General features: G+C 60.7%; 23 protein-coding genes and 1 tRNA gene. 13 read left to right on the forward strand and 11 right to left on the reverse strand.

What is annotated here, in order from left to right; genetic code table 11:
- Positions 1–5 precede the first annotated feature (5 nt).
- From CIT31_RS09150 to CIT31_RS09170, 5 genes are all read right to left on the reverse strand, one after another.
- On the reverse strand, positions 6–1,097 hold the full coding sequence (locus CIT31_RS09150; protein ID WP_095518318.1) for a phosphotriesterase family protein: 1,092 nt from the start codon (positions 1,095–1,097) through the stop codon (positions 6–8).
- 4 nt (positions 1,098–1,101) lie between these two features.
- Positions 1,102–2,112: an ABC transporter permease gene (locus tag CIT31_RS09155; protein WP_029355682.1), complete on the reverse strand. Its 1,011-nt coding sequence runs from the start codon at positions 2,110–2,112 to the stop codon at positions 1,102–1,104.
- Positions 2,109–2,906: an ATP-binding cassette domain-containing protein gene (locus CIT31_RS09160; RefSeq protein WP_095518319.1), complete on the reverse strand. Its 798-nt coding sequence runs from the start codon at positions 2,904–2,906 to the stop codon at positions 2,109–2,111. Before CIT31_RS09160 ends, CIT31_RS09155 begins: the two co-directional genes overlap by 4 nt.
- 75 nt (positions 2,907–2,981) lie before the next feature.
- Positions 2,982–3,920, reverse strand: coding sequence for an ABC transporter substrate-binding protein (locus CIT31_RS09165; RefSeq protein WP_095518320.1), 939 nt, complete (start codon positions 3,918–3,920; stop codon positions 2,982–2,984).
- Between the two features lie 118 nt (positions 3,921–4,038).
- Positions 4,039–4,650: a cupin domain-containing protein gene (locus tag CIT31_RS09170; protein ID WP_095518422.1), complete on the reverse strand. Its 612-nt coding sequence runs from the start codon at positions 4,648–4,650 to the stop codon at positions 4,039–4,041.
- Between the two features lie 317 nt (positions 4,651–4,967).
- Between CIT31_RS09170 and CIT31_RS09175 the strand changes: the two genes are divergently transcribed.
- The 4 genes from CIT31_RS09175 (at position 4,968) to CIT31_RS09190 (ending at position 9,744) form a co-directional block, all read left to right on the forward strand.
- Positions 4,968–5,906, forward strand: a complete 939-nt coding sequence (locus CIT31_RS09175; protein WP_095518423.1) for a complex I NDUFA9 subunit family protein — start codon at positions 4,968–4,970, stop codon at positions 5,904–5,906.
- 87 nt (positions 5,907–5,993) lie between these two features.
- Complete coding sequence (locus tag CIT31_RS09180) at positions 5,994–6,251, forward strand: hypothetical protein (RefSeq protein WP_245316148.1); 258 nt, start codon at positions 5,994–5,996, stop codon at positions 6,249–6,251.
- Positions 6,252–6,426: 175 nt separating this feature from the next.
- Positions 6,427–8,199 carry an SLC13 family permease gene (locus CIT31_RS09185; RefSeq protein WP_095518321.1) on the forward strand — a complete coding sequence of 591 codons (1,773 nt, stop codon included), beginning with the start codon at positions 6,427–6,429 and terminating at the stop codon, positions 8,197–8,199.
- A gap of 276 nt (positions 8,200–8,475) precedes the next feature.
- Positions 8,476–9,744 (forward strand): cation:proton antiporter, encoded by a 1,269-nt coding sequence (locus tag CIT31_RS09190; protein ID WP_095518322.1) that lies wholly within the window; start codon positions 8,476–8,478, stop codon positions 9,742–9,744.
- A gap of 266 nt (positions 9,745–10,010) precedes the next feature.
- Here the strand turns inward: CIT31_RS09190 and CIT31_RS09195 are convergent.
- Both CIT31_RS09195 and CIT31_RS09200 read right to left on the reverse strand, forming a co-directional pair.
- Positions 10,011–10,085, reverse strand: a tRNA-Gln gene (locus CIT31_RS09195).
- 148 nt (positions 10,086–10,233) lie between these two features.
- Complete coding sequence (locus CIT31_RS09200) at positions 10,234–10,578, reverse strand: VOC family protein (protein WP_095518323.1); 345 nt, start codon at positions 10,576–10,578, stop codon at positions 10,234–10,236.
- 217 nt (positions 10,579–10,795) lie between these two features.
- Between CIT31_RS09200 and ppdK the strand changes: the two genes are divergently transcribed.
- Positions 10,796–13,474 carry a pyruvate, phosphate dikinase gene (gene ppdK / locus CIT31_RS09205; RefSeq protein ID WP_095518425.1) on the forward strand — a complete coding sequence of 893 codons (2,679 nt, stop codon included), beginning with the start codon at positions 10,796–10,798 and terminating at the stop codon, positions 13,472–13,474.
- Between the two features lie 68 nt (positions 13,475–13,542).
- Here the strand turns inward: ppdK and CIT31_RS09210 are convergent, their stop codons facing one another.
- Both CIT31_RS09210 and CIT31_RS09215 read right to left on the reverse strand, forming a co-directional pair.
- Positions 13,543–13,932 (reverse strand): DUF427 domain-containing protein, encoded by a 390-nt coding sequence (locus CIT31_RS09210; protein ID WP_095518324.1) that lies wholly within the window; start codon positions 13,930–13,932, stop codon positions 13,543–13,545.
- 237 nt (positions 13,933–14,169) lie between these two features.
- A complete protein-coding gene (locus tag CIT31_RS09215; RefSeq protein ID WP_095518426.1) occupies positions 14,170–14,526 on the reverse strand; it encodes a hypothetical protein in 357 nt (118 codons plus the stop codon).
- Between the two features lie 176 nt (positions 14,527–14,702).
- On the opposite strand from CIT31_RS09215, the gene CIT31_RS09220 reads away from it, so the two are divergent.
- Together CIT31_RS09220 and CIT31_RS09225 are read left to right on the forward strand one after the other, a co-directional pair.
- Positions 14,703–16,331 carry a fatty-acid--CoA ligase gene (locus tag CIT31_RS09220; RefSeq protein ID WP_095518325.1) on the forward strand — a complete coding sequence of 543 codons (1,629 nt, stop codon included), beginning with the start codon at positions 14,703–14,705 and terminating at the stop codon, positions 16,329–16,331.
- Positions 16,332–16,409: 78 nt separating this feature from the next.
- Complete coding sequence (locus tag CIT31_RS09225) at positions 16,410–17,192, forward strand: DUF1499 domain-containing protein (protein WP_095518326.1); 783 nt, start codon at positions 16,410–16,412, stop codon at positions 17,190–17,192.
- A 202-nt stretch (positions 17,193–17,394) separates the two neighbouring features.
- Here CIT31_RS09225 and CIT31_RS09230 read toward each other — a convergent pair whose 3' ends face one another.
- Positions 17,395–18,393 (reverse strand): LacI family DNA-binding transcriptional regulator, encoded by a 999-nt coding sequence (locus CIT31_RS09230; protein ID WP_095518327.1) that lies wholly within the window; start codon positions 18,391–18,393, stop codon positions 17,395–17,397.
- Between the two features lie 197 nt (positions 18,394–18,590).
- Here CIT31_RS09230 and CIT31_RS09235 point away from each other — a divergent pair, with 197 nt between their 5' ends.
- Genes CIT31_RS09235 through CIT31_RS09255 form a run of 5 tightly spaced genes read left to right on the forward strand, consistent with a single transcriptional unit; the run spans position 18,591 to position 23,302 of the window.
- Positions 18,591–19,631, forward strand: a complete 1,041-nt coding sequence (locus CIT31_RS09235; protein ID WP_095518328.1) for an ABC transporter substrate-binding protein — start codon at positions 18,591–18,593, stop codon at positions 19,629–19,631.
- 27 nt (positions 19,632–19,658) lie between these two features.
- Positions 19,659–20,696, forward strand: coding sequence for an ABC transporter ATP-binding protein (locus CIT31_RS09240; protein WP_095518427.1), 1,038 nt, complete (start codon positions 19,659–19,661; stop codon positions 20,694–20,696).
- The gene (locus CIT31_RS09245; protein ID WP_095518329.1) at positions 20,693–21,583 is read left to right on the forward strand and encodes an ABC transporter permease; all 891 of its coding nucleotides are present in this window, start codon (positions 20,693–20,695) and stop codon (positions 21,581–21,583) included. The genes CIT31_RS09240 and CIT31_RS09245 overlap by 4 nt, the downstream gene beginning before the upstream one ends.
- Positions 21,576–22,367, forward strand: coding sequence for an ABC transporter permease (locus CIT31_RS09250; protein WP_095518330.1), 792 nt, complete (start codon positions 21,576–21,578; stop codon positions 22,365–22,367). The genes CIT31_RS09245 and CIT31_RS09250 overlap by 8 nt, the downstream gene beginning before the upstream one ends.
- A 14-nt stretch (positions 22,368–22,381) precedes the next feature.
- Complete coding sequence (locus CIT31_RS09255; protein WP_095518331.1) at positions 22,382–23,302, forward strand: phosphorylase family protein; 921 nt, start codon at positions 22,382–22,384, stop codon at positions 23,300–23,302.
- A 138-nt stretch (positions 23,303–23,440) separates the two neighbouring features.
- Here CIT31_RS09255 and CIT31_RS09260 read toward each other — a convergent pair whose 3' ends face one another.
- Complete coding sequence (locus tag CIT31_RS09260; RefSeq protein WP_095518332.1) at positions 23,441–24,349, reverse strand: MBL fold metallo-hydrolase; 909 nt, start codon at positions 24,347–24,349, stop codon at positions 23,441–23,443.
- Between the two features lie 116 nt (positions 24,350–24,465).
- Between CIT31_RS09260 and CIT31_RS09265 the strand changes: the two genes are divergently transcribed.
- On the forward strand, positions 24,466–25,056 hold the full coding sequence (locus tag CIT31_RS09265; RefSeq protein ID WP_095518428.1) for a biotin transporter BioY: 591 nt from the start codon (positions 24,466–24,468) through the stop codon (positions 25,054–25,056).
- Positions 25,057–25,176 lie beyond the last annotated feature (120 nt).

Consider the following 25,176-nt stretch of genomic DNA (forward strand, 5'->3'; position numbering starts at 1 on the left):
GTAAGTCAGTTCCGCCGCGAGAACACAGCCCTCGGATTGGCGACCAGCATGCGGTCGATGGCTGGTTGCTCGACGCCATGCCGTTTCAGGCGCGGTACGAAATGCTTGAGGATATAGCCGTAGCCGAAACCGCCGAAGCGGGTCAGCATGATCTTGAGGAACACATCCTGCGACAGCAGCAGGCGGTCGCCGAAGCCGGCGTCGATAAGTGCCGCAAGTGCCCGTGCATTCTCTTCATCGGAGGGCGATTGCGCGTCCTGATCGGCATAATAATAGTCCATGCCGATCATGTCGTATTCCAGGAAAGCGCCGCGCCGGGCGAGGCTTGTCTGATAGTCGAGATCGTTGTGGCTGGGGTTCATATGGCAGAGCACGGTGTGGCGAAGATCGGCGCCCTCTGCCTCGACGACATCGAGCACCTCGTGCGCCAGCCGCTCCCAGCCGGGCAAATGGATCGACAGCGGCACGCCCGTGATGCGCGAGGCCCGCGCCGAAGCTCGCAGTGACTTTCGTTCCTCGGAGGTGAAGTCCTTGCTGACGCCGACCTCGCCGATCAGACCGGCCAGGATCGTCGGCTGCATCTCGCCGCCGCCGACATCGTTGACGATGAATTCGGTCACCGCGTCGACATCCATGGTCTTCAGCCATTCGGGATGGGTGTGCTCCAGATAGAAGCCGGTGCCCATGACGATCTTCAGGCCGGACATGCGGCTGATGCGGGCGAGCTTTTCCGCTTCACGGCCGATGCCGATATTGGTCGCGTCGACGACGGTGTGGCCGCCGAGCGCGCGATAGCGTTGCAGCTCAGACAGCGCCAGGTCGCTGTCGCCGAGCGAAACATTGTCGCGGTTGACGTAAGGGTTCATGCGCAGTTCGCCGATGATCTCGATGTTCACGGGCTGCTCGGCGAGCGCCATGTCGTCGGGATGACAGGGGCGTTTCCAGGTGCGCGCGCCGTCGAGCAGGATGTGCTCGTGCATCAGGGTAACGCCCATTTCTTCGACCGGAACGGGGCCGAGCACAGTCATCACCTGGCCGGATTCGACCCCGATCGCCAGCCGCTGCCTGGGAGCTGCGTCATCGAAGAGATCACTCATAGGCTCAACGGCTCCGTACGGCGCCGCGGAACAGGCGGAAGTTCAGCCAGATGGCGACCAGGATGATCGTTCCGGTCACGATCGGCGTCAGGAAGGGCGACAGATGCGCCAGGATCAGGCCGTTGCCGATGACGGCCACGGTAAGCGCGCCGAGCACCGTGCCGATAATCGTTCCGCGGCCGCCGAACAGGCTGGTGCCGCCAAGCACGACCGCAGCGATCACTTCGAGCTCAAAGCCTTGCCCGGCGTTCGACGATCCGGATCCGAGCCGGGCCGCAATGATGATCCCCGCAAGTGCTGCCGCGGCGGCGGAAATCACGTAAACGAAAAGCGTCGTCAGCCGCGTGTTGACGCCGGCGCGCCTGACCGCTTCGGCGTTGGCTCCGATGCCGGTCACGTAGCGGCCGAACGGCGTCTCGTTGAAGGCGATATAGGCGATCGCAAGGATCGCCAGCGCGATCAGCGCAGGCGCCGGCACGCCAAGAAACCAGGCGCGGCCCAGCACCGTGAAAGGGCTTCCCGGCTCGATCGGGATCGAGTAGCCGCCGGTGATCAGCAGCGCCACGCCACGGATCACCGAAAGCCCGGCAAGCGTGACGATGAAGGCCGGGATGCCCTCATAAGCAACGAAATAGCCTTGCACCGCGCCAAGCAAGGCACCCAGCGCAAGCATGGCCAGGATGACCGCCGGCCATGGCAGGCCCAGCTGCAGCAGTGTCGCCGACAACGTTGCCACCAGCGCCAGCACGGAGCCGACAGAAAGGTCGATGCCGCCCGTGGTGATGACGAAGGTCATCGCTGCGGCGACGATCAGCAGCGGGGCCGACTGCCGCAGGATGTTCAGCAGATTGGGCGACGTCAGAAAAGCGTCCGTCGTCACCGAGAAGATGACGCAAACCACAAGAAAGAACAACGCGATCGACACGACACTGCCATTGGCGAGCACCGCATCTCGCCATGTGCCTTCGCGAACCCTTCGAGACTGAGCGGAGTGGGTCGAACTCACGTCGCTCATGCTGGCGCTCCATCGCGATAGGCGCTGGTGGCCGAACGAGCGCTGAATTTGCGGCCCACGATCAGGTTGACGACATCTTCGATATTGGTTTCGCCGATCAGCCGCTCGGCGACGTTGCGTCCTTCGTACATGACCTGAATGCGGTCGCATACGAGGAACAGATCCTGAAGGCGGTGGGTGATCAGAATAACGCTGACGCCGCGGGCGCTCACTGCGCGGATCAGGTCGAGCACAGCCTCGACCTCGGCGACGGCAAGCGCTGCCGTCGGCTCATCCATAATCAGCACGGACGGCTCGAACGAGGCGGCGCGGCCGATCGCGATCGACTGCCGCTGTCCGCCGGACAGGTTCTCGACCTTGAGCCGCGTGTCGGCGATAACGATGCCGAGTCGATCGAGCATCTGGCGCGTCTGTTCGTGCATGCGCTTCTTGTCGAGAAAGGAAATGCCGGCGATGCGGCGGCGCGGCTCGCGGCCGAGAAAGAGATTGCCGGCGACATCGACCGTGTCGCAGAGCGACAGATCCTGATAGACCATCTCGACGCGCGCTGCACGCGAATCCGCCGGCGAGTTGAAGGTCACCGGCATGCCATCGATCTCGATCGTGCCGGCATCGGGAACCACCGCCCCCGACAGCACCTTGCTCAATGTCGACTTTCCCGCGCCATTGTCGCCGACCAGTCCCAGGACCTCGCCCGGCTTCAGCACCAGCGACACATCATCGAGCGTCTGGATGGCGTTGTAGCGCTTTGAGATGCCGCTCATCCGCACCCGATAGGTCTCGCCACTGCTCATCTTGGATCCCACGGGATTTGCAAAGTGTCCGCAGCGTAGCCTCAAGCGGCGCCGCGGACCGGTCATCGACGCAGTTTACTGGAACATCGCGCGGTATTGCTCGACATTCTCCTTGGTTACGATCGTCACCGGAATATTGATGATCGGGTCGACCGTTTCGCCCTTCTTGAGCTTGGTCAATGCTTCGACAGCGGCCTTGCCTTCGCCGGCAGGGTCCTGCTGGACGACCGCCACCACCCAACCATCGTCAATGCCCTGAATGACCTGCTTGGTCAGGTCCCAGCCGAACACCTTGACGTCGCCGGTGCGGCCTTGGCTGGTTACGGCCGAAACAGCGCCGAGCAACGCCGGCTCGCCGGTCGCATATAGCGTCGTCATGTCCGGATTGGCGGTCATCAAATTCTCCGAAGCGCTCATTGCGGTCTCCTGAACATTCTGGCCGTCGACCGTGTCGAGGAAGGTGATCGCCAAGCCGCTGTCGGTGACCGCCTTCTTGAAACCGTCGAGCCGCTGGTTCTGGATGTACGAATTAAGCGCGCCGACAATGCCGATCTTGGCAGTGCCGCCCATCTCCGACTTGACATAGTCCGCGTAGAATTTGCCGATATCCTCGCCAGCCTTGGCGTTGTCGACACCGATGAACGCAACGTTGTCGCCGTCGGGAATCTGCGCGTCGATGGCGATCACGGGGATGCCGGCCGCCTTCGCGGCGGTGATTGCAGGCTTGACGCCGTTCACGTCGATGGCGACTAAAATGATGCCGTCGACTTTCTGTGTGATATAGTTCTCGATCGCGTCATTTTGCGCGCTCGGCACGTTGTTGGCATTGAAGATGACCAGCTTGGCGCCTGCGGCGTCGGCGGCCTTCTGCGCGCCCTCATTGATCTGGTTGAAGAACAGGGCCTGCTGGTTGATGTTGACGAGAGCGAACGTATCGGCGAACGCCGATCCCATCGCGGTCGAGCAAATGGCGATGACGGCGGCGCAACGGAAGAGAAGTTTGAACGGACGCATTTACGGTTCCCCTTGCTTGCGGGCCAAACCTGTTCGGCTGGTCCCATTGGTGCTTAGGCACGAGGCAAACATTCAAGAGACTTGAATATTTGTCAACGAATTTGATCTCTGAGCGCCGTCAGAACGTCGCCGGCGTGTTGACCCAGAAAATGCTGGCTCTCTCCTTGCCGATGTTGCGGTAATGGTGCGGCAGCTCCGACCTGAACACGAACGCATCGCCAGTGGCGAGATCATGGCTCTTGCCATCGACGATCAGCTTGATCCGGCCAGCGAGCACATAGCCGACTTCCTCGCCGACGTGCTGGATGGGGCCTTCGCTCTCGCCGTCCGCCTCGATATGATGGATATTGCACTGCAGCAGGTGACCGGGCGAATACGGAATGATGCGCTCAAGCGAAATGCCCTCGCCGCGCCTCAGCGCGTCGAGCGAGATCAATGGCCGCGCGCCTGCGCGGAACACGATCGCCTCGTCGTCGTCGACCTGTTCGAACATCCAGCCGATATTGGTCCCCAGAACTTCGACCAGGCGGTGAAGCATGGGCAGGGATGGCGAAGCCTTGCCGTTCTCGATCTTGGACAAAAGGCTTTCAGAGCAGTTCGCAGCTGTCGCCAGCGTCTTCAGCGTCATGCCCCGTGTCTGCCGGGCGAGGCGCAACCGCGTTCCAAGCCGCGCGGCATTTACGGTGGCGTCCGCTTCAGACTCTGGCCGTCGCCGATCGATTTTGTTCATCCGTTCGCCAACCATTCAACAGTCATGGGACAACTGTCGCGCGAGCAAAAGACAGCGGCGACCGATTTGCAAGCGATGATTTGTCAATTTCGACGCTGCAGTGCCTCGACCAGTCTTGATAGCACGGATAAAGCAACTCAGCGGCAAACACTCGCCCTTCTATGGCGACATCGGCCGTCCCCCGATCAACCCAGCGCTGACTGGAACAAAAAGCGTTCCTGCATTGTTCTCCAACCGTCCTGATGTTCGACGGCTGGTTCATACGCCGGCCAGGGGCAATCCTCGCGGCAGGCGCTTGGCCGGCACGCGAAGAAGGGATGGCGATGGATCCAGACGATCTCAACACGGAACGGATCGCCACTGTGTTCGGCGGAACAGGCTTTCTCGGGCGCAGGATCGTGAAGCGCCTCCTTGAAAGAGGCTTCACGGTCCGCGCCGCATCCCGCCACCCGGCTCGTGTGGGCCCGGTCTTTTCTTCGACTGCAAGGATGCCCGAAGCCGTCGAGGCGGATATATTGGATGCGTCCTCGATCGGCTCGGCCATTGCCGGATCACAGGCGGTCGTGAATGCTGTCAGTCTTTATGTCGAGCAGGGCGCGCAGACGTTTGAACGCGTGCATGTGAAAGCTGCCGCTGATCTCGCCGCTGCGTCGCGCGATGGCGGGGTAGACCGGTTCGTCCAGATTTCGGGGATCGGCTCCGATCCTCAATCGGATTCGAAATATATTGGGGCACGTGGGCGCGGAGAAGAGGCGGTGGCGAGCGCATTTCCCGGCGCCTTCATTGTTCGTCCCGCCGTCATGACAGGACCTGACGACGTTTTCCTCACGACGATTGTGAGGCTGATACGTCTCCTGCCGGTCTATCCGCTGTTCGGCGATGGTGGCACACGGCTTCAGCCGGTCTATGTGGCAGACGTCGCAGAAGCAGTGGGCCGGCTTATCGACGGGCGAAACCACAAGGGCTCATTTACACTCGAATTCGGTGGCCCGCGCATCTACACCTATAAGGAACTGCTGCGGGAGATCGCCCGACAGCTCGGTACCCACATCAGGCTGATGCCGGTGCCGTTTGCGGCGTGGGGCGCCTTGGCCGGCGTCGCGGAACTCCTTCCGGCCGCGCCCATAACGCGCAACCAGGTCGATCTTATGCGGCACGACAATGTGGCAGCAATCGGCGCGCCTGGCCTGAAGGAACTCGACATCGAGCCGCGGGGCATCGAGGAGGTGATCCGCTTGATCGATCGGCGCGCGTGACGCCGGCTCGCGCTCGTCTCCTGCTAATGACTCTACGATCCTGACGGGAACCTGTCGCCATGCGGCGGGTTGGTCGAGCTTGAGCCAATGAAGAAGAAGGAAAGAACTATGGCCAGATGCGGTCAATGCGGGAATGACTACGACAAGGCTTTCGAAGTGAAGCTGGCTGAGGAAACCTATACGTTCGACAGCTTCGAATGCGCGATCCACAAACTTGCGCCGCTCTGCCCGCATTGCGGGTGCCGGATCATCGGACATGGCGTCGAACAAGGTGACATTATCTACTGCTGCGCACATTGCGCCGCGGAGGAAGGTGCAAGCGCACTGACCGATCGCGCACCTTGATGCAACGCTGCTAGGATGGCCCCCAAGAGGCAGGACCATCGCCGACACGGGCTTGTTCGCAAGCATGGAAGCTCAGCATCTAGAACCGTGTTAGCAAAACCGTGATCAGCGAAGGCAACAAAAGGGCGGTTTGGCCGTTCTGATCAGCCGCATTAGCGGCGGAGCATCCGAAGACATGACTACGCCGCAAATTCTGTCGTTCGCCGTCATCTTCGTGATGATGGCGGCGCTCGTTTGGGGTCGGTATCGATATGATCTGGTCGCAGCCGCGGCACTGTTGCTTGCACTCGCGGTTGGCATCGTGCCTTTTGACGAGGCCTTCAGCGGGTTCAGCGACGATATCGTGGTCATTGTCGGCAGTGCCCTGCTGGTGAGCGCAGGCATAGCCCGCTCGGGCATCATGGAAATCGCCATCAAGCGCTTTGTTCCCAACCTATCGGGCGTTCGGTCGCAATTGGCGCTGCTGGTGATCGTGGTCACGATCCTGTCTGCCTTTGTAAAGAATATCGGTGCGCTCGCTATCATGATTCCGATCGCCTTCCAGTTCGCGCGCCGGTCGAGCGTTTCACCCTCGATATTCCTGATGCCTATGGCGTTCGGATCACTGCTCGGCGGGCTCATGACGCAGGTGGGAACATCTCCCAATATCGTTGTGTCCCGTGTGCGGGAGGAGCTGACCGGCACCGCCTTCACAATGTTCGACTTTACACCTGTTGGAGCCGCCCTAGCCGCCGCCGGAACGATCTTCCTGCTGCTTTTCTATTGGCTGTTACCGGTGCGCGAAAAGCTCGGCGGTTCGCTGAATGAGGCCATCGCCATCAAGAATTACCTGACAGAGGCCCGAATTGTCAGCGAATCCACGGTGCTTGGGAAAACCGTCGCAGACCTCATTAAGCTGTCCGGCGGCGATGCTATCGTGACGTCGATCCTGCGCAACCGGACTATGCGGATGACACCACTGCCCGATGTTGTCCTCAAAGCGAACGACATCCTGCTGCTCGAGGGCGACCCAGAGGCGCTGGATCGCCTTGTCTCGCAGGGCAAGCTCAGCGTCACGGGCGATAGGGTCGGCAGTGACGACACGGCCAGCGAGATGATCGCTATCGAAGCCGTGATCGGTGAAAGCTCCCCTTTGATCGGCTGGTCAGCCCAGCGCCTTGCCCTTTACGACCGCTTCAATGTCAACCTCCTGGCTGTCAGCCGTCACGGCGAGCGCCTCGACCGTAGGCTGGCCGAAATCCAGCTAAGGCTCGGTGATGTCATCGTGTTGCAGGGCAATGCAGCGACGATACCCGAGATACTGCGTGAACTCGGCTGCCTGCCGCTGGCAGAACGGGCTATCCTGCTTGGTAGCGTGCGCAAGGGTATCGTGCCGGTAACGATCCTTGCTCTCGCTATGTTGGCGACTGCGTTTGGGCTGCTCCCCGTCTCCGTCGCGTTCTTTGCGGCCGCGGTCGGAATGGTGCTTTTCAGGGTCATTCCGGTCCGGGACGTCTACCAATCGCTGGATGGTCCAATCCTCATCATGCTCGCCCTTCTCATTCCAGTGAGCGATTCGCTACGCAGTACAGGGGCCACAGGAGTAATAGCCGGCGAGCTTGCCAGACTGGGCACCGTTCTTCCGGCGGCCGGCGCATTGATGCTCATCCTTGTCGCTGCCATGGCCGTTACACCATTCCTCAACAATGCCGCCACCGTTCTGGTCATGGCGCCTATCGCCGCCGAGTTCGCCGGCGATCTCGGCTACAGGCCGGAAGCATTTCTGATGGCGGTCGCCATTGGCGCCGGCTGCGATTTTCTCACCCCGATCGGCCACCAGTGCAACACGCTCGTCATGGGGCCGGGCGGCTACCGCTTCAGCGATTATCCACGTCTGGGACTGCCGCTATCGTTCCTCGTCGTCATCGTTGCTGTGCCGATGCTAATGATCGTATGGCCAATGAACTGATGTGCGGCGGACGGATCAATCCTGCTCGAGCTTTAGCTACCGATTTCGAGAAGGATAAGCCGCGATAGCGCCTCCGCATATGGCCGCGGGTCGCCGCCGACGGTGATCTGCCTTAGGGCGCGGACAGCGGCTCTATGTCCGTGCTACGATTGCGTCGGTCGAACGACGCGTTGGGAAGCATATGGCGAGCGAATATTGGGTAAGGAGGGGTGCCTGTTTGTGCTCGGGTTGGAAGCATGTTGGCGCTTCGAACATGCCGTCAACGGCTTAAGCCACATGCAATCCAATGCCCTCCTCTTGGCGGTTTTTGGAGCAATCGTGCTCCTCACGGCCTGGCTACCCCTGTTTCTTAGGAAGCTTCCGGTTTCGCTGCCAATGGTTTGCATCGGGATCGGGGTTCTTTTGGTTTGGTCGCCATTCTCTCCGCTCGTAGGGGTGAACCCACTCGAGAACCGGATACTAACCGAGCGCCTCACAGAGTCGGTTATCATCGTCGCCCTGATGGGGGCAGGCCTGAAGCTGGACCGGCCGGTGAGTTGGCGGGGTTGGGAGCCGTCATGGCGCCTTCTCGGCATCGCCATGCCTCTGACGGTCGCAGGAATTGCATTTCTCGGCTGGTCAATTCTCGGGCTTGGCCTTGCTGCCGCACTTCTGCTTGGGGCTGCTCTCGCGCCTACTGATCCTGTTCTGGCAAGCGACATACAGGTTGGTCCACCTCAATCCGGCAAGGAGGATGATGTGCGTTTTGCTCTCACCTCCGAGGCCGGGCTCAATGATGGAGCGGCGTTTCCGTTCGTCTATCTCGCCATCGCAATTGCGCTGTCCAGTGCGTCCGGCGAGCCTTTCTTCACACGCTGGCTCGCCGTTGACGTTCTCTGGAAGATCGCCGCAGGCGTTGGCATCGGATGGCTGGGCGGAAAAGTTATGGGCTACCTTACGTTTCATCTGCCAAAACGGTCGGGTTTGTCAGAGACGAGAGACGGCTTCGTTGCGCTCGGTATCACTTGCCTTGCGTACGGCTCGACCGAAATGCTTCACGGCTACGGCTTCCTTGCGGTGTTCGTCGCGGCCGTTGCGCTACGGTCTGTCGAACGCCAGCACGAGTATCATGAGAGCTTGCACGACTTCGCGGAGCAGATTGAGCGATTGCTGATGATGGTCCTGCTGGTCTGCTTTGGGGCAGCCATCGCAGAAGGGTCGATTTTTGGCGCCTTGAGTTGGCAGGTGATCGTCACGACCGCCTTGGTGCTTTTCGTTGTGCGCCCGCTCGCGGCGTGGGTTGGGCTAATCGGATTTCAGACGTCATCACGCGAAAAGGCCGTGATTGCTTTTTTTGGAATACGCGGCCTTGGATCGTTCTACTACCTCGCATTTGCACTTGGGCAGGCTGAATTCGAGGGTGCGACAATTCTTTGGGTAACCGTCTGCTTCGCCGTTCTGAGTTCAATTGTTATGCATGGCGTTATGGTGACCCCGGTCATGCACCAGTTGGACCGCGGCCGACCACGCTCTTGGCTGAGGATGCCCCGAACTCGGCCCAGGTAGGCAAGACACGAGCGGCAGATGGATCAGTGGCACCAAGTCAGTTGTGACGATCCAAGCATCTAAAGTAGTCGACCTGAGTTGAATGGCCGTTGCCGATGCGCTGGCGGAGAGAGCGCTGGAATCACCGCAGGGAACGGCGCAATGAGATTTATATTTTTGGCAGCTACAGACGCTGTCGAAATAATGGGACTATTGTTGATCTCGACAACTGCACTGCACGGTTGTCTTAAAGGTGAACTAAGCTGTTGGTTTCATTATCAGATGACTGGCTGGGGCGCCAGGATTCGAACCTGGGATTGTCGGTACCAAAAACCGATGCCTTACCACTTGGCTACGCCCCAACAGCGGGAACATGCCCGCTGTGCGCGCGGCCTTATAGGACGAGCCGACGGAAAGCTCAATGCCGAGAATAGCAAGTGCGCGGGACTGATCCACCGGTTCCCGCAGATTGGCGTTCGCATATCATCGTCTGCTGTCGAGCGATGGCGTCTATTCACCCCAGACGGCCATTTCATTGCCGGCCGGATCGACGAAATGAAACCGCCTGCCACCAGGGAATGAGAAAATCGGCTTGACGATCGTGCCGCCGGCATTTTCGACGGCGCTTAGGGTTTCTTCCAAATCCTCGGAATAAAGCAGAGGAAGCGGCTTGGCGGGCGCTTCGCCGGCATCAGCCTGGAAGCCACCGTCAAGACCTTCCGAAAAGGCCGAATAGGTCGGCCCGTAGTCGGGGAACGACCAGCAAAAGGCGGCGCTGTAGAAAGCCTTGAGCCTATCCAGCGTTCCACCAGTTGCCGGCATTTCCAGATAATCGAGTTTTCCGGTCAGTTTCACGGTGTTACCCCCCCCCCCCGGGGTTCCTGTTATGTTCTACTCAAGTGGCCGCCGAGCCGCAAGTCTTTTTGCCATCGCTTTTTCTTAATCGATTGTAGAAGCCGGCTGGCTTTGCCGACGCTTGCCTTTCGCACTGCAGCATCATATCGCTCGGATGGGACACGGCGAAATTTCGGCTTCGCCAATCTTTTCAATCTCCTGCAACCGGAGAGCAAGCATGACCAAATGGGTCTACACCTTTGGCGACGGCGCTGCGGAAGGCCGTGCCGGCGATAGGAACCTCCTGGGCGGCAAGGGCGCCAATCTGGCCGAAATGTGCAGCCTGGGTCTGCCCGTGCCGCCGGGGTTCACCATAACCACCGAGGTCTGCAACGCCTACTACGCCAACGGCCGCACGTACCCGGCCTCGCTGGAGGCCGACGTCGCGGTTGCGCTTGATCACATCGGCCGGCTGACTGGGCGCCGTTTCGGCGATCCCTCGAAACTGCTTTTGGTGTCGGTGCGTTCCGGTGCCCGCGCTTCGATGCCCGGCATGATGGACACCGTGCTCAACCTCGGTCTGAACGACGAGACGGTCGAGGCGCTGGCCGCCGATTCGGGCGATGCGCGCTTTGCCTATGACAGCTACCGGCGTTTCATTCAGATGTATTCCGATGTCGTCATGGGCCTCGACCATGAGGTGTTCGAAGAAATCCTCGAAGACCAGAAGGGCGGGCTCGGCCACGAACTCGATACCGAACTGACGGCCATCGAATGGCAGGGCGTGATCGCACTCTACAAGGCCAAGGTCGAGGAGGAACTCGGCAAACCGTTTCCGCAAGATCCGCACGAGCAGCTCTGGGGGGCGATCGGCGCCGTGTTTTCGAGCTGGATGAACAACCGCGCCATCACCTATAGGCGCCTGCACGACATTCCCGAAAGCTGGGGCACTGCGGTCAACGTCCAGGCCATGGTCTTCGGCAATATGGGCGAGACCTCGGCCACCGGCGTCGCCTTCACCCGCAATCCTTCCACCGGCGAAAAGATGCTCTATGGCGAGTTCCTGGTGAATGCGCAGGGCGAGGATGTCGTCGCCGGCATCCGCACGCCGCAAAACATCACCGAGGCGGCGCGCATTGCCGCCGGCTCCGACAAGCCGTCGCTGCAGAAGCTGATGCCGGAAGCCTTCCAGTCTTTCGTCACCATCTCCGACCGTCTTGAAAAGCACTACCGCGACATGCAGGATCTCGAATTCACCATTGAGCGCGGCAAATTGTGGATGCTGCAGACGAGGTCCGGCAAGCGTACCGCCAAGGCGGCGCTCAAAATCGCCGTCGACATGGCGCGCGACAAGCTCATCTCAAAGGAGGAGGCCGTCGCCCGCATCGATCCGGCCTCGCTCGACCAGTTGCTGCATCCGACCATCGATCCGAAGGCGGCGCGCGATGTGATCGGCATCGGTCTGCCCGCGTCTCCGGGTGCAGCCACCGGCGAGATCGTCTTTTCCTCCAACGACGCCGAGGAGCTTAAGACGCAAGGCCGCAAGGCGATCCTCGTGCGCATCGAGACCAGCCCCGAGGACATCCACGGTATGCATGCGGCGGAAGGCATCCTGACCACGCGTGGCGGCATGACCAGCCACGCCGCTGTGGTGGCGCGCGGCATGGGGAAGCCTTGTGTGTCGGGCGCGGGCTCGCTGCGCGTCGACTACAGAGCCGGCACGCTGATGGCGATGGGGTTGACGTTCCGCAAGGGCGACATCATTACCATCGATGGCGGTAACGGCCAGGTGCTGAAGGGCGCCGTACCGATGCTGCAGCCGGAACTCTCGGGCGATTTCGCCGCCATCATGGAATGGGCCGATGCCGTGCGTCGCATGAAGGTGCGCACCAACGCCGAGACGCCGCTCGACGCGCGCATGGCGCGTTCCTTCGGCGCCGAAGGCATCGGACTTTGCCGCACCGAGCACATGTTCTTCGAGGGCGACCGTATCGTTGCCATGCGCGAGATGATCCTGGCCGACACGGAAAAGGGCCGGCGAACGGCGCTCGCAAAACTCTTGCCCATGCAGCGCTCGGATTTCCTCGAATTGTTCGAGATCATGGCCGGCCTGCCGGTGACGATCCGCTTGCTTGATCCGCCGCTGCACGAATTCCTGCCCAAGACCGAGGAAGAGGTGGCCGAAGTCGCTGCTGCCATGAAGGTGTCGCCCGACAAGCTCAGGCAGCGCACCGAAGCCCTGCACGAATTCAACCCGATGCTTGGCCATCGCGGCTGCCGGCTTGCGGTTTCCTATCCCGAAATCGCAGAGATGCAGGCGCGCGCCATTTTCGAGGCCGCCGTCGAGGCCGGCAGGAAGGCCGGCGCGCTGGTGGTTCCGGAAATCATGGTGCCGCTGGTCGGTCTGGTGAAGGAGCTCGACTATGTCAAGGCGCGGATCGACGCCGTCGCCAAGAGCGTAATGGAGGAGACCGGCGTCAAGATCGATTATCTTACCGGCACGATGATCGAGCTACCGCGCGCCGCGCTCCGCGCCCATGTCATTGCCGAGGCGGCCGAATTCTTCTCTTTCGGCACTAACGATCTGACCCAGACCACCTTCGGCATCTCACGCGACGATGCGGCCTCATTCCTGGAGACCTATCGCCAGAAGGGCATCATCGAGCAGGATCCGTTCGTGTCGCTTGACATTGAGGGCGTCGGCGAACTGGTGCGGATGGCAGCCGAAAAAGGCAGGGCGACGCGGCCGGAGATCAAGCTCGGCATTTGCGGCGAACATGGCGGCGATCCGGCATCGATCCATTTCTGCGAGGAGGTCGGCCTCGATTACGTGTCGTGCTCGCCCTACCGCGTGCCTATCGCCAGGCTGGCTGCCGCGCAGGCGGCGGTACAGGCTGCAAAGAACGGTCGCGGGTAAAGGGCACGACGCTGGCCGTGACCGTTCCACCGGATGATCGGTAAGGACAGGTCTCGAGCCGTCCCCGCTCAGGCTGGTTTGGCTTCGATCGTCACCTTGTTGGGATAGAACGCGCCGTGATCGCGGATTTCGATCATCTCGTCGAAAGGCTGCTCATAGGCCCACATCGCATCCTTGCCTGCTTCCGCGGCAGGCAGCACGCTCCAATAGCTCGCATCGCCCTTGTATGGGCAATGAGTCGACAATTCCGTCTTGCGAAGCTGGTCGAAATCGATGTCTTCGAATGGAATGTAGAGGACCCGGGGGTAGGGGGATTCGGTCAACACCTTGGCCCTCTTAGACGAGGCGATGACCGCGTCGCCGGCGCGTACGGTCACAGTTCCGATGTAGGGCTCGACAGTGATCACTTTACCCGGGTTGCGTTGAAAGCCGGGTGACGGATTGGCGATCTGGTCCATGACGGGTTCTCCTTGCACGACCTAATGCATGTCGCTCAAAAGTGCGCAGCGGTTTTGGGATAACGACATGCATAGAAATAAGGACTTAAAGCGCGTCGCGTGAAGTCCTTTGACGCGACGCACTTTAAGGTGTGTCGGGCGTGCGCGCCGCGCAAGGCCGCCGTCGAATACGGGACTCAAAAACCATCGCCCTCGGCGCAGGCAGATCTCTCGTCAAACGGCCTTGCCGTTGACCGATCAGGCGGCAGCCTGAAACGCATCCAACAGCCCGGCATAGGCGGCGGCGATACCGGCAACCGGATTGGTGCTTCTCGACGCGGTTTCGACCTTGAGTGCACCACCGCCGGTCGGCAGGGTAAGAAGCAGGAACTGGCGGTTGCCGCCATCGCCGACGCAAGCCGCGGCGACGTGCTGGCCTTCGCCTTCGTTCTGAACGCACATCTTGAACAGCAGCGTGCCGCCGACCGCCTCAAGCGCGCCGCCGACAACTTCGACGAATTCGTCTTCGGAAACGGTTTTGGCGTCCGGCACCAGATCGGCCAGGCTTTCGGCGAGCGTATCTTCGAGAGTTTTGTCTTCGAGCTGCGCGTCCATGCGAACCTCTTTCATTCGCCAATCGCACCCCTGCCCAATCAAAGTTAACGCCGACGATGGCCGGATTGTGGCGGTTTTCCCTGTCTTTTCGACCAATGCGCTGCTTCTGCCCGGTCATGGCTGGACAATATGCTTGTTCGTCCCACAATGGAACGAAAAACCAATGGGAGGAAAGAATGCTCGGACTGATGCAGGAATGGCCGCTGCTTTGCCACAAGCTCATCGACAACGCAGCCAGGCAGCACGGCGAACGCGAGATCGTGTCGCGCTCGATCGAGGGCCCTATCGTCCGGACCACTTACGCCGAAATTCATCGCCGCGCCCTGCGGGTCGCTGAGCGGCTCGAGCGTGATGGCTTTGGGCTTGGCGACCGCATCGCCACTTTGGCCTGGAATACGGCGCACCACATCGAAGCCTGGTACGGCATCATGGGTGTCGGCGCGATCTATCACACGCTCAATCCGCGCCTGTTTCCCGAGCAGATCGTCTGGATCATGAACAATGCCGAAGATAAGGCGATCTTCGTCGATCTGACATTCATGCCGCTGCTTGAAAAGATCGCCGGCGCCGTCAAATCGCTGAGAAAAGTGGTCGTGCTGACCGACAAGGCGCACATGCCGCAAACGGTGCTGCCGAACGTCGTTGCCTATGAGGAATGGCTTGGCGAAGCCGACGGCGCCTTCACCTGGAAGACGTTCGATGAAAACACCGCCGCCGGCATGTGCTACACCTCGGGCACGACAGGCGATCCGAAAGGCGTCCTCTACAGCCATCGCTCGAACGTGCTGCACGCCATGATCGCCGCGATGCCCGACGCGATGGGGCTCTCGTCGCGCGACACAATACTGCCGGTCGTGCCGATGTTCCACGCCAACGCCTGGGGTCTTGGCCAGAGCGCGCCGATGATCGGCGCCAAGCTGGTCATGCCTGGCTGCAAGATGGACGGCGCCTCGATCTATGAGTTGCTCGACACCGAAAGGGTGACGTTCAGCGCCGCGGTGCCGACAGTCTGGCTGATGCTGCTTCAGCATCTGGAGGAGACCGGCAAACAACTTCCCTATCTGAAGAAGGTCGTCATCGGCGGCTCGTCCTGCCCGCGTGCGATCACAACGAAGTTCCAGGACAATTACGATGTTGAGGTCATCCATGCATGGGGCATGACCGAAATGTCTCCGCTCGGCACGCTGTGTACCATGAAGCCGGACTATGCCGGGCTTGAGGGCGAAGCCCGGCTCGACGTCCAGAGCAAGCAGGGCTATCCGCCTTTCGGCGTCGAAATGAAGGTGACCGACGACGACGACAAGGAGCTGCCATGGGACGGCAAGACATTCGGACGCTTGAAGGTCCGCGGACCGGCTGTCGCGCGTGCCTATTATGGCGGCATCGGATCCGAACAGTTCGATGAAGAAGGCTGGTTCGATACCGGTGATGTCGCCCATATCGACCCAAGTGGCTACATGCAGATCACCGATCGTGCCAAGGACGTCATCAAGTCGGGCGGCGAATGGATTTCGACCATCGAGCTCGAGAATCTCGCAGTCGGTCATCCGGATGTGGCGGAGGCGGCCGCCATCGGCATCCAACATTCGAAATGGGGCGAACGGCCGTTGCTCGTCGTCGTCCGCAAGCCGGGCCGGGAGCCGACCAAGATGGATATCCTCGCTTTCATGGATGGCAAGGTGGCGAAGTGGTGGATGCCGGATGACGTCGCCTTTGTCGACGAAATTCCCCACACCGCCACCGGCAAGATCCAGAAGACCACCTTGCGCCGGCAATTCAGGGACTATCGTCTGCCGACGGATTAACTGAGATGCTGTCTTTCTCCTTCCAGCCGCCGCTAAACGGCGCTAAACGCTCGTTCGGGTGGAGCAGTGCAGAAAACAATGGAAATTCCCGGGCGACAGACGTCGAAGGCGGCCGGCTGGTCGCGGCGGACAGGCGCTTTTTCGGCGGTCCTGCTCCTGACCGTTCTCCTCGGCCACCGATATGAGCTTGTTGAAACGCCGGCCTTCCTTTGGGTGCTCGGTATTGTCGCGCTGCTTGCCGCCTTTGCGCTGTTGTTCGCCGGATTTGCCTTTTCGAGACTGTGGAATTTCGGCGACCGTGGCGGTCGCGATCTCACCGTCGGCACGGTGCTGGCACTGTTGGTGCTTGCTCCCTTTGGTATTGCTGCCTACTGGGCAGCGACTTCTCCGCCGCTCAGGGACATCTCGACGGATTTCGACGATCCGCCGGTGCTCGACACCAGCACCCGGACCGGGAACATGAACGCGCTTTCGCCACCGACCCCGGGCGAGCAGCGTCTGCAGACCGAGACCTATCCGCTTGTCACCGGACGCAGCTACAACCTGCCTTTCGATCGGGTTCTGGAAGCAGTCGAAACCGTGCTCGATCGTCGGGATTGGCAGCTAACGGCGCCGTTTCCCCGTGCGATCGGGCAAAGCGAGGTGACGATCAGCGCGCTGGCCAAGAGCTTCATCCTCAGCCTTCCCACCGACGTCGCCATCCGCGTGACCGACGATGGCGATACGGTCATCGTCGACATGCGTTCGGCCTCGCGTTACGGCCGCTACGACCTTGGCGACAATGCGGCCCGCATCGTGGATTTCCTTGCCGAGCTGGATCGGGAAGTCGCCGGCCAGGTCGGCACGGCTCCGGCCGAGTGATGTCCAGAGCATCTTGCAGCCAAGCGGTATCGCTCGGCGCCACAGAAACGCGGCTAATACAATCACGGGTTGCCGGAGACCATTCGACTTGTCTCGCCAGTCGCCTTGCATACATAAGCCGGCCCCCTGCAGTCGAAACGTATGTGCTCCGCTCGACGGGACGGTTGCGGGATTGCGGCGATCGGTTGCGCCGTGAAGCAGACTACTCGCCAGGGTCGAAGTCACCCTTTAGCAAGATTGTCTCCACCGGCCCCAGCGGATTAATGATCCGGCTCTCCAGGACTTCGATGAGTTTGCGTCCGGCCCCCGCCATGTCCACGGAATGAACTCCAATCTTCGCCGGCAGGAAGCGTGCCAGCTGCGTGCTGTCACGCGTGACAATGTGGACGTCGCTCCCCGGCGCAAGGCCTCTTCTGCCAAGAGCGTGTAGCGCCCCTAGAAGGCCCAGTTCGTTGGCGCATGCCAAGCCTGTCGGTGGATCTGAACAAGACAGCAAGCGATCGAACCAGGCTGCGCTCGATTCCATGGTGAACATGCCATGACCGATCAGCGATTGGTCGATCGGAATACCGGCCTCGGCCATTGCCCTTCCATACCCGGCAAGACGCATGGCACTCGCCTGATCCTCCGGAACCAGCAGTTGCAGTGCAATGCGTCGACAGCCCTTATCCATGAGCCGTCGGGTTGCCTCGTAGGCAATCTGTTCGTTGTCGACATCGACATAGGGATACGGGGCATCCAGGTCGGTTCTTCCAAACGCGACGAATGGCATGCGTCTATCCAGCAGCAGCGTGACGCGCGGATCACCCGACACCAACCGCGTGATGATCAGGCCGTCCGTGCTGCGCGCCTGAAGCTGCCGCTGCACACTCTCGACGGGATCGTCGTCGGGAGTGGTGGAATAGATGGACAGACTATACCCAGCTTGCCGCGCCGCCAGCGTCATGCCTTCGATCAAAGGAAGCTTCAACAGATCGGACAGATGGTCTCGTGTCTCCATCGGGAGTATTGCCGTCAGCGTCAGCGTTCGACCGGTTTTGAGCGCACGACCATGATGATTTGGTAGATAGCCGACCCGCTTAGCCGCCTCCTTGACGCGGGCTATGGTCGAGGGCTGCACTTCCGGCCCATCCTTCAGAGCGCGGGACACCGTGGTCACCGACAGGGAAAGTTCCGCCGCGATCTGCTTTAGATTGGCCATTGTTCGCCCGACTTCATTTGCGAAAGCGCCGGCTGATTGCTGACCGCCATAACGTTACCGGATTCGACATCCCGGTCAATCCAAACTGCCATAGGAAGCAGCTTGACTCTGGCGCATTCAGATGCAATCGTAACGTTACGATTACAAATAAAAGGCCATTTCGAGCAACATTTGATAAAAGTTGGGGAGGAGAACCTATGTCTTGGCTACGCATTTCCCTTGCAGCATTCGCAATCTCGGCTGCCTTGCCCGTCCATGCGCAAACAGTCACCATCACGACCGCAGGTGGCGATTATGGCAACGCCATGAAAGAGGCCATGTGGGGCCCGGCTGCAAAAGAGCTCGGCTATGATGTCCGCGAGGAGACCCAGAGCGACGGCCTGGCCGCGTTGAAGATGCAGGTCACTTCGGGTGCGGTAGCGACCGACGTCATTCACCTGGGCTCACCGGAAGGGGCCCAGGCGGCCGCTCAGTCGCTGCTGGAGCCGCTCGACTACATGATCATCGATCCCAAATCCGTGCCGGACGGCGCAAAGTCCGACTACTGCTATCCGTTCGATTCCTATGGCACCGTCATGTCGTGGAACACCAAGACCTATGGCGAGAACCCGCCCAAGACCTGGGCGGAATTCTGGGACGTTGCCAAATTCTCGGGCCGCCGCGCGTTGCGCGCCAATGCGCAAGACTCGATCGAGATCGCGCTTCTCTCCGATGGCGTGGCGCCGGCGGACGTCTATTCCGTGCTCAGCACGCCGGAAGGTCTGGAGCGCGCCATCAAGCGGCTTGAAGCAATCAAACCACATGTCGCCGTGTGGTGGACCTCGGGAGCTCAGTCCGCCCAGTTGCTGAAAGACGGTGAGGCGGATCTGGTCGTCACCTGGAACGGACGGGCAGAGACTGTGAAAGCAGATGGCGGCGCGGCTGACTACACGTTCAAGGGGTCGGTCATCGGCACGGACTGCCTTGGAGTGCCGAAGGGAGCGCCGAACAAGGAAGCCGCCATGAAGCTCATCGCAGCGATGACGCAGCCCGCGCGAGTTGCGAAGCTGACCGATTTCATTGCCTATGGCCCGGTCAATCCTGCGGCATATGAGGGTGGCCTCATTCCCGAGGATCGCCTGAAGGCGCTTGCGACCGCGCCCGAAAATGCCGGCACTTCGGTGTTTTCGAATTCAGAATGGTGGGTCAAGAACGGCGAGGCTGCCCAAAAAGCCTTCGATGAGATGATGAGCCGCTGAGTCTCAGCTGCAAGGCTGGAGCAGATGATGAAGTCGCTCCCGATCACCATCGACAGCGTCAGCAGGGCTTACGGGTCCTACGTCGCACTGGATGATGTTTCGCTCGACATTCAAGCTGGCGAATTCCTCACGCTGCTCGGGCCATCGGGATCGGGCAAGACCACGTTACTGATGGCTCTGGCCGGTTTTGTCCGGCCGGATTCCGGTAAACTCTTGTTGGGCGATCGGGACATCACTCGCCTGGCGCCCAACAAACGGGACATCGGCATAGTGTTCCAGAATTACGCTTTGTTTCCCTACATGAATGTCCTGGCGAATGTCGCGTATCCGCTGGCGCTGCGCAAGACGCCCAGAGCGGAGGCGCGTCAGCGGGCGCTTGCCGCCTTGGCCCGCGTGAAGCTGGATGGTCTGGCGGAGCGCAATGTTGCCGCACTGTCCGGCGGCCAGCGCCAACGGGTGGCATTGGCGCGGGCAATCGTCTTCGAACCGCGCGTGATGCTGATGGACGAGCCGCTGTCGGCGCTTGACAAGAATCTGCGCGAAACCATGCAGTATGAGATCCGGCGCCTGCACGATGATCTGGCGATCACCACAATCTACGTGACCCACGATCAGCGCGAAGCGCTGATTATGTCTGACCGGATTGCGGTGATGAACTCCGGCCGCATCCAGCAGATCGATACGCCGCAGCGGATCTATGATCGTCCATCGACCCGCTTCGTCGCCGAGTTCATGGGCGAGGCTAACATTGTGGCGCCAGGCTCGGTGCGCAGGATCGACGGCGCCGAAGCGTCACGCGAAACTCTGATGATTCGCGCCGAAAGCTTCCATCTTGATGCGAAGCTCGTCGGGGAAGACGGAGTGGCTCTCGAAGGAATACTGCGCGCCAAAGCGTTCCGCGGCGAGAACTGGCTTTTGACGCTGGCGCTCGACGGTGGGCAAGAGGTTCTTGTCTGCATTCCGGCAGCGCTGGCCAGCGGCTGCGCCAAGCTTGCCGCCGGTCAGCGGATGACCGCATATGCACCAGCGGCGAAGGTTCACGCGATACCGGGAGCGATGGCGTGACCGTCACTCCGGATCCAGCGCTCGTGGCGGATGCGCGCCGCGAGCGGCGGTTTTTTCTTTCGCTTTCGCTCCCGGCGCTGTTCATCGTTGGACTGGCGGCGATACTGCCCATCCTTTGGATCATCCGGCAATCTTTCCTGACCACAGGGGGTGAGTACACTGTCGGCAACTACGCGAAGGTACTTTCGAGCGGACTGACATGGTCGGCGCTCGTCACAACCCTTGAACTGTCCCTCGGTACGCTGGCGATCTGCATTCTTCTAGGCACCCCGCTGGCACTCGCTTTGGCCAGCGCCAGACCAAGGGTGGCCAACGTACTGATGGCCTTCGTCATGCTGCCATTGTGGACCGCTATCCTGGTGCGCACCTATGGCTGGCTCGTGCTCTTGCGGCGTGATGGCCTGATCAACGCGGCTTTGACCGGTTCGGGCCTGACAGCGGAGCCTTTGCCGCTGGTCTATAACTTCACCGGAACGCTGATCGGCATGGTTCACTACATGCTGCCGCTTTTTCTGCTGCCGGTTTATGCCGCGATGCGCGATATCGACCCAAACCTCATTCGCGCGGCAGCGAGCATGGGAGCCACACTCGGGCAGGTCATCCGCACCGTCATAATGCCACTTTCGGCCGGCGGCATCTTCTCGGGTTCGATCATCGTCCTCATCTATTCCATAGGTTTTTTCATCACGCCGGCAGTGCTTGGCGGCGGCAAGGTAAATCCTCTCTCTACCCGGATCGAGCGTACGCTATCGACCTTTCAGGATTGGGGGTCGGCGAGCGTCCTTGGCATTCTGCTCCTCGTTCTCATGGCGCTGATCGGTGTGATGCTGCTGGCGGCACGCCGCCTGCTGGCTCAGAACACGGTGGAAGCCTCCGCCCATGCTTGAAGCCTATCCGCAAAACAGGCTCGCCCGCATTGTGCTCTGGAGCTTTGCCGCTCTTGTCATGGCATTTCTGATGTTGCCGACGCTCGTGGTGGTGCCGCTTTCGTTTTCGGCGTCGAATCTTCTCGAGTTTCCGCCGCACGCCTACTCGTTGCGCTGGTACGAGAACTTCTTCGGCTCGGCAACGTGGATGGCTGCACTGAGGACGAGCCTGACCCTTGGGACATTGACGGCGCTGATCGCGGTGCCTTTTGCGCTGCTCTCCTGCATTTCAATGAATCGGCTGGGCGGGAAGACCGCTGCGACCATCCAGAGCGTCCTGCTCACCCCCTCGATCACCCCAGGAATCCTGCTTGCGATCGGCCTCTTTTTCGTGCTGGCGGCACAACGTCTAGTCGGAACGTTGTTCGGTGTGCTGGTCGGACATGTGGTGCTGGCCGTTCCGGTGGCGTGCATTGTGTTGTTGCCCGCCCTGGCTCGCTTTGACTGGAACCAGGTTCAGGCGGCGCGTAGCCTCGGTGCGAACTGGGCCAGAGCTATTGGCGGAATAATCGTTCCGCAACTTCAGATCAGCTTGTTGTCGGCGACATTGATGGCCTTCCTGACGTCGCTCGACGAGTCTGTGATTTCGATCTTCCTTGCAAGTGGCCGCAACAGCACGATGCCGAAGCTCATGTTCCTGTCGCTGCGCGATCAGATCGATCCGACCATTGCAGCGATCTCGACATTGTGGACCGTTATTGTTGTGGTCGTCGTCCTGATCGTGGCCCTTCGCCAAAAATCCTGAACGAGATTGGAAGCATGCCTGCAAATCATCACGCAGCCGGTGCTCCGGCGGATCAATCAACTGATATACCTCAGGTAGGGATGGCCATCATCACCGGGTCGGCAAACTGGGGACTTGCCTTCCCGGAAGATGTCGAATTCGATGGCGTGCGCACGTTGCGGCGCGACATGAGTTTTGAGACGCCTTTCGGTCGTACCGACAACTGGAAGCTGCTTGAGTTCGATGCCTCGATCACAGCCGAAGGGAGAGCGAAGCGGGCGCTGTGCATGTATTCGCACGGCAATCCCCGCGACCATATCGACCATTCCTGCCATCGCCGCGCGTTCTGGGTATTGATGAAAGCGGGTGTACGGCAAGTTCTCGCCTGCTCGACCGTTGGCGCCGTCAACAAGGCGATCCAGCCCGGCGACATGGTGGTGAACGCCGATATCATCGAACTGACGCAGACCCCGTTTTCACTGCTTCCTGACCGCCAGAGCTTCGACTGTTCGGGCAAGCAGATCGTATGTCCCAGATGTGCGGCGGTTCTGGTCGAAACGGCCCGCCGCCATTGGCCAGCCGAATGCCGCGTTCATGGCATCGAACAGCAGTTGGTGGCTGCCCATTGTTATGGGCCACGACTGACAACGCCAGCCGAAGCCTTGGCGTATCGGGGCATGGGGGCGGATGTGCTCAACCATTCCATCGCCCCTGAGGCAACCTTGTCGCGCGAGATTGGCGCGTGTTTCGTGCCGTGCGCGTTCGTGACGGCGGGCTTCAACGACTATATGGACCGCAATCGCCAGAAATTGCTGCAGGAGGACGTGCTGCCCAATCTCTCCATGACAGCCTCGCGGGTCGCGTTGGAGACCGCCGCGCGACTTCCGGCCAATCCGGAATGCTCCTGTCAGGGCTTGAAGTCGCCTCAACCAGTAGAGCGTTCCAGCCGGTTCTGAGCTTTCAGGAGCCTAATGCATGTCGCGCAAAAGTGTGCAGCGGTTTTGCGATAACGACATGCATAAAACAACAACCTAAAGCGCGTCGCGTGAGCCGGTCAAATGCGACGCGCTTTAGTGCGAGTTCGTGGCGGGATCTTAGCCAGCCAGCTTAAAAATGCCGTCGATCGCCGGGTCGCCGTCGGTGCTCACCAGGCCGCGAGCCACCAGATCCTCCAGATGGGCAAGCACGGACAACCCGGCAGCGCCATGAAGGCTCGGATCGGTATCGCGATAGATCGCCCGGACCATGTCCTTGATCGTCCGGTCGCCGCTTCTGATCCGTTCGAGAATCGCTTGTTCGCGCATCCTGCGATGCGTCTTCAACTCGCGCATGAAACTGCGCGGCGCGGTCACCGGCCCGCCATGGCCGGGCAGCAGCAGGCGGTCGTCGCGCTCGATCAGCCGATCCAGCGAGGCCATATAGTCGGCCATGGCGCCGTCCGGCGGCGCAACGATAGAGGTCGACCAACCCATGACGTGATCGGCCGAGAACAGGATACCGGTTCCTTCCAGCGCAAAAGCCGCGTGATTGGCAGCGTGACCCGGCGTCAGTACCGTTCTGATCGCCCAACCGTCGCCCGTGACCATCGTATCGTCGGGAAGCGCGATATCCGGATAAAAGGCGGTGTCGGCGCTGGCGTCGAGCGGATTGACCTCGCCTATGCGCAGCGGCCTGGCCGGCCGATGTGGGCCTTCGGCCAGGACAATTGCCCCGGTGTGTTGCTTCAGCCGCGCTGCCAGCGGAGAATGGTCGCGATGCGTGTGGCTGACGAATATGTGGCTGACCGACCTGTCTCCGATCACCTCGAGCAGTGTCTTGAGATGCGCATCGTCATCTGGCCCCGGATCGATCACCGCCAGCGTCTTGCGTCCGACGATGTAGCTGTTGGTGCCGTGAAAGGTGAACGGGCTGGGATTTTTCGCGGTAATCCGAAGCACGTTGGGCGCAACGGTCGCGCCCTGGCCGTAGGACGGGTCGAAGTCTGTGTCGAATTTCAGCGCCATGGCGAATGTCGTTCAGCCCTGTTCTAGAGACGGCAAAACCGATTGCCGCATAACACGGAAGCCAATATAGGAAAACGCAAGGCCGCGATCTGCGGCAGTCCGATATGAGGAAGACCATGGCAATTGCAACGACGATGCGTCCGCTTGTTTCTCTCGCTCTGCCTGAAAAGGGCGCGGCCCGCCTGGCGATGCAGCTTTTGCTGTCGATCGTTGGAACGCTGGTGCTGACCTTGTCGGCCAAGACCAGAGTTTTGCTCGGGCCGGTCGACATCTCGATGCAGACCTTAGCCGTCTTTCTGATCGCCGCAGCATTCGGCATGCGCCTCGGCGTCGCCACGCTGCTTCTCTACATGGCGGAGGGCGCCATGGGTCTTCCGGTCTTCCAGGGCACGCCGGAAAAGGGCATCGGCGTCGCTTACATGCTCGGCTCGACCGGCGGCTATCTTGCTGGCTTCGTCGTCATGGCGGCGATCGTCGGTTGGGCCGCTGATCGCGGTTGGGATCGCCATCCGATCAAGCTCTTCAACGCGATTCTGGTTGCCGAAATCGTCATGATGGCGATGGGTTTTGCCTGGCTGGCGCTACTCATCGGCCCGGAAAAGTCATGGCAGTTCGGCGTCGTGCCCTTCATCGTCGGCGACCTGATCAAGGTCGGCCTGGCGGCGAGCCTTGTGCCAGCCGTCTGGTCGCTGCTGAAGCGCTCCTGAATTCCAGTCGATGGATCGGACACGGCACTGATCGGCAACCACAGGGATGTGATTGCGTGGAATGGTCCCTGTTTCAGCGAGGGCTGTCGAAACTTCTCGCCAACGCAAGCCGGCGCCAAT

Source organism: Mesorhizobium wenxiniae, assembly GCF_002284535.1.
Classification (GTDB): Bacteria; Pseudomonadota; Alphaproteobacteria; order Rhizobiales; family Rhizobiaceae; genus Mesorhizobium; species Mesorhizobium wenxiniae.

What these genes read in the sequence shown, in the direction of transcription:
- CIT31_RS09150 (WP_095518318.1), bottom strand. Translation starts at nt 1,097, where the DNA reads ATGAGTGATCTCTTCGATGACGCAGCTCCCAGGCAGCGGCTGGCGATC.
- CIT31_RS09155 (WP_029355682.1), bottom strand. Translation starts at nt 2,112, where the DNA reads ATGAGCGACGTGAGTTCGACCCACTCCGCTCAGTCTCGAAGGGTTCGC.
- CIT31_RS09160 (WP_095518319.1), bottom strand. Translation starts at nt 2,906, where the DNA reads ATGAGCAGTGGCGAGACCTATCGGGTGCGGATGAGCGGCATCTCAAAG.
- CIT31_RS09165 (WP_095518320.1), bottom strand. Translation starts at nt 3,920, where the DNA reads ATGCGTCCGTTCAAACTTCTCTTCCGTTGCGCCGCCGTCATCGCCATT.
- CIT31_RS09170 (WP_095518422.1), bottom strand. Translation starts at nt 4,650, where the DNA reads ATGAACAAAATCGATCGGCGACGGCCAGAGTCTGAAGCGGACGCCACC.
- CIT31_RS09175 (WP_095518423.1), top strand. Translation starts at nt 4,968, where the DNA reads ATGGCGATGGATCCAGACGATCTCAACACGGAACGGATCGCCACTGTG.
- CIT31_RS09180 (WP_245316148.1), top strand. Translation starts at nt 5,994, where the DNA reads ATGAAGAAGAAGGAAAGAACTATGGCCAGATGCGGTCAATGCGGGAAT.
- CIT31_RS09185 (WP_095518321.1), top strand. Translation starts at nt 6,427, where the DNA reads ATGACTACGCCGCAAATTCTGTCGTTCGCCGTCATCTTCGTGATGATG.
- CIT31_RS09190 (WP_095518322.1), top strand. Translation starts at nt 8,476, where the DNA reads ATGCAATCCAATGCCCTCCTCTTGGCGGTTTTTGGAGCAATCGTGCTC.
- ppdK (WP_095518425.1), top strand. Translation starts at nt 10,796, where the DNA reads ATGACCAAATGGGTCTACACCTTTGGCGACGGCGCTGCGGAAGGCCGT.
- CIT31_RS09210 (WP_095518324.1), bottom strand. Translation starts at nt 13,932, where the DNA reads ATGGACCAGATCGCCAATCCGTCACCCGGCTTTCAACGCAACCCGGGT.
- CIT31_RS09215 (WP_095518426.1), bottom strand. Translation starts at nt 14,526, where the DNA reads ATGGACGCGCAGCTCGAAGACAAAACTCTCGAAGATACGCTCGCCGAA.
- CIT31_RS09220 (WP_095518325.1), top strand. Translation starts at nt 14,703, where the DNA reads ATGCTCGGACTGATGCAGGAATGGCCGCTGCTTTGCCACAAGCTCATC.
- CIT31_RS09225 (WP_095518326.1), top strand. Translation starts at nt 16,410, where the DNA reads ATGGAAATTCCCGGGCGACAGACGTCGAAGGCGGCCGGCTGGTCGCGG.
- CIT31_RS09230 (WP_095518327.1), bottom strand. Translation starts at nt 18,393, where the DNA reads ATGGCCAATCTAAAGCAGATCGCGGCGGAACTTTCCCTGTCGGTGACC.
- CIT31_RS09235 (WP_095518328.1), top strand. Translation starts at nt 18,591, where the DNA reads ATGTCTTGGCTACGCATTTCCCTTGCAGCATTCGCAATCTCGGCTGCC.
- CIT31_RS09240 (WP_095518427.1), top strand. Translation starts at nt 19,659, where the DNA reads ATGAAGTCGCTCCCGATCACCATCGACAGCGTCAGCAGGGCTTACGGG.
- CIT31_RS09250 (WP_095518330.1), top strand. Translation starts at nt 21,576, where the DNA reads ATGCTTGAAGCCTATCCGCAAAACAGGCTCGCCCGCATTGTGCTCTGG.
- CIT31_RS09255 (WP_095518331.1), top strand. Translation starts at nt 22,382, where the DNA reads ATGCCTGCAAATCATCACGCAGCCGGTGCTCCGGCGGATCAATCAACT.
- CIT31_RS09260 (WP_095518332.1), bottom strand. Translation starts at nt 24,349, where the DNA reads ATGGCGCTGAAATTCGACACAGACTTCGACCCGTCCTACGGCCAGGGC.
- CIT31_RS09265 (WP_095518428.1), top strand. Translation starts at nt 24,466, where the DNA reads ATGGCAATTGCAACGACGATGCGTCCGCTTGTTTCTCTCGCTCTGCCT.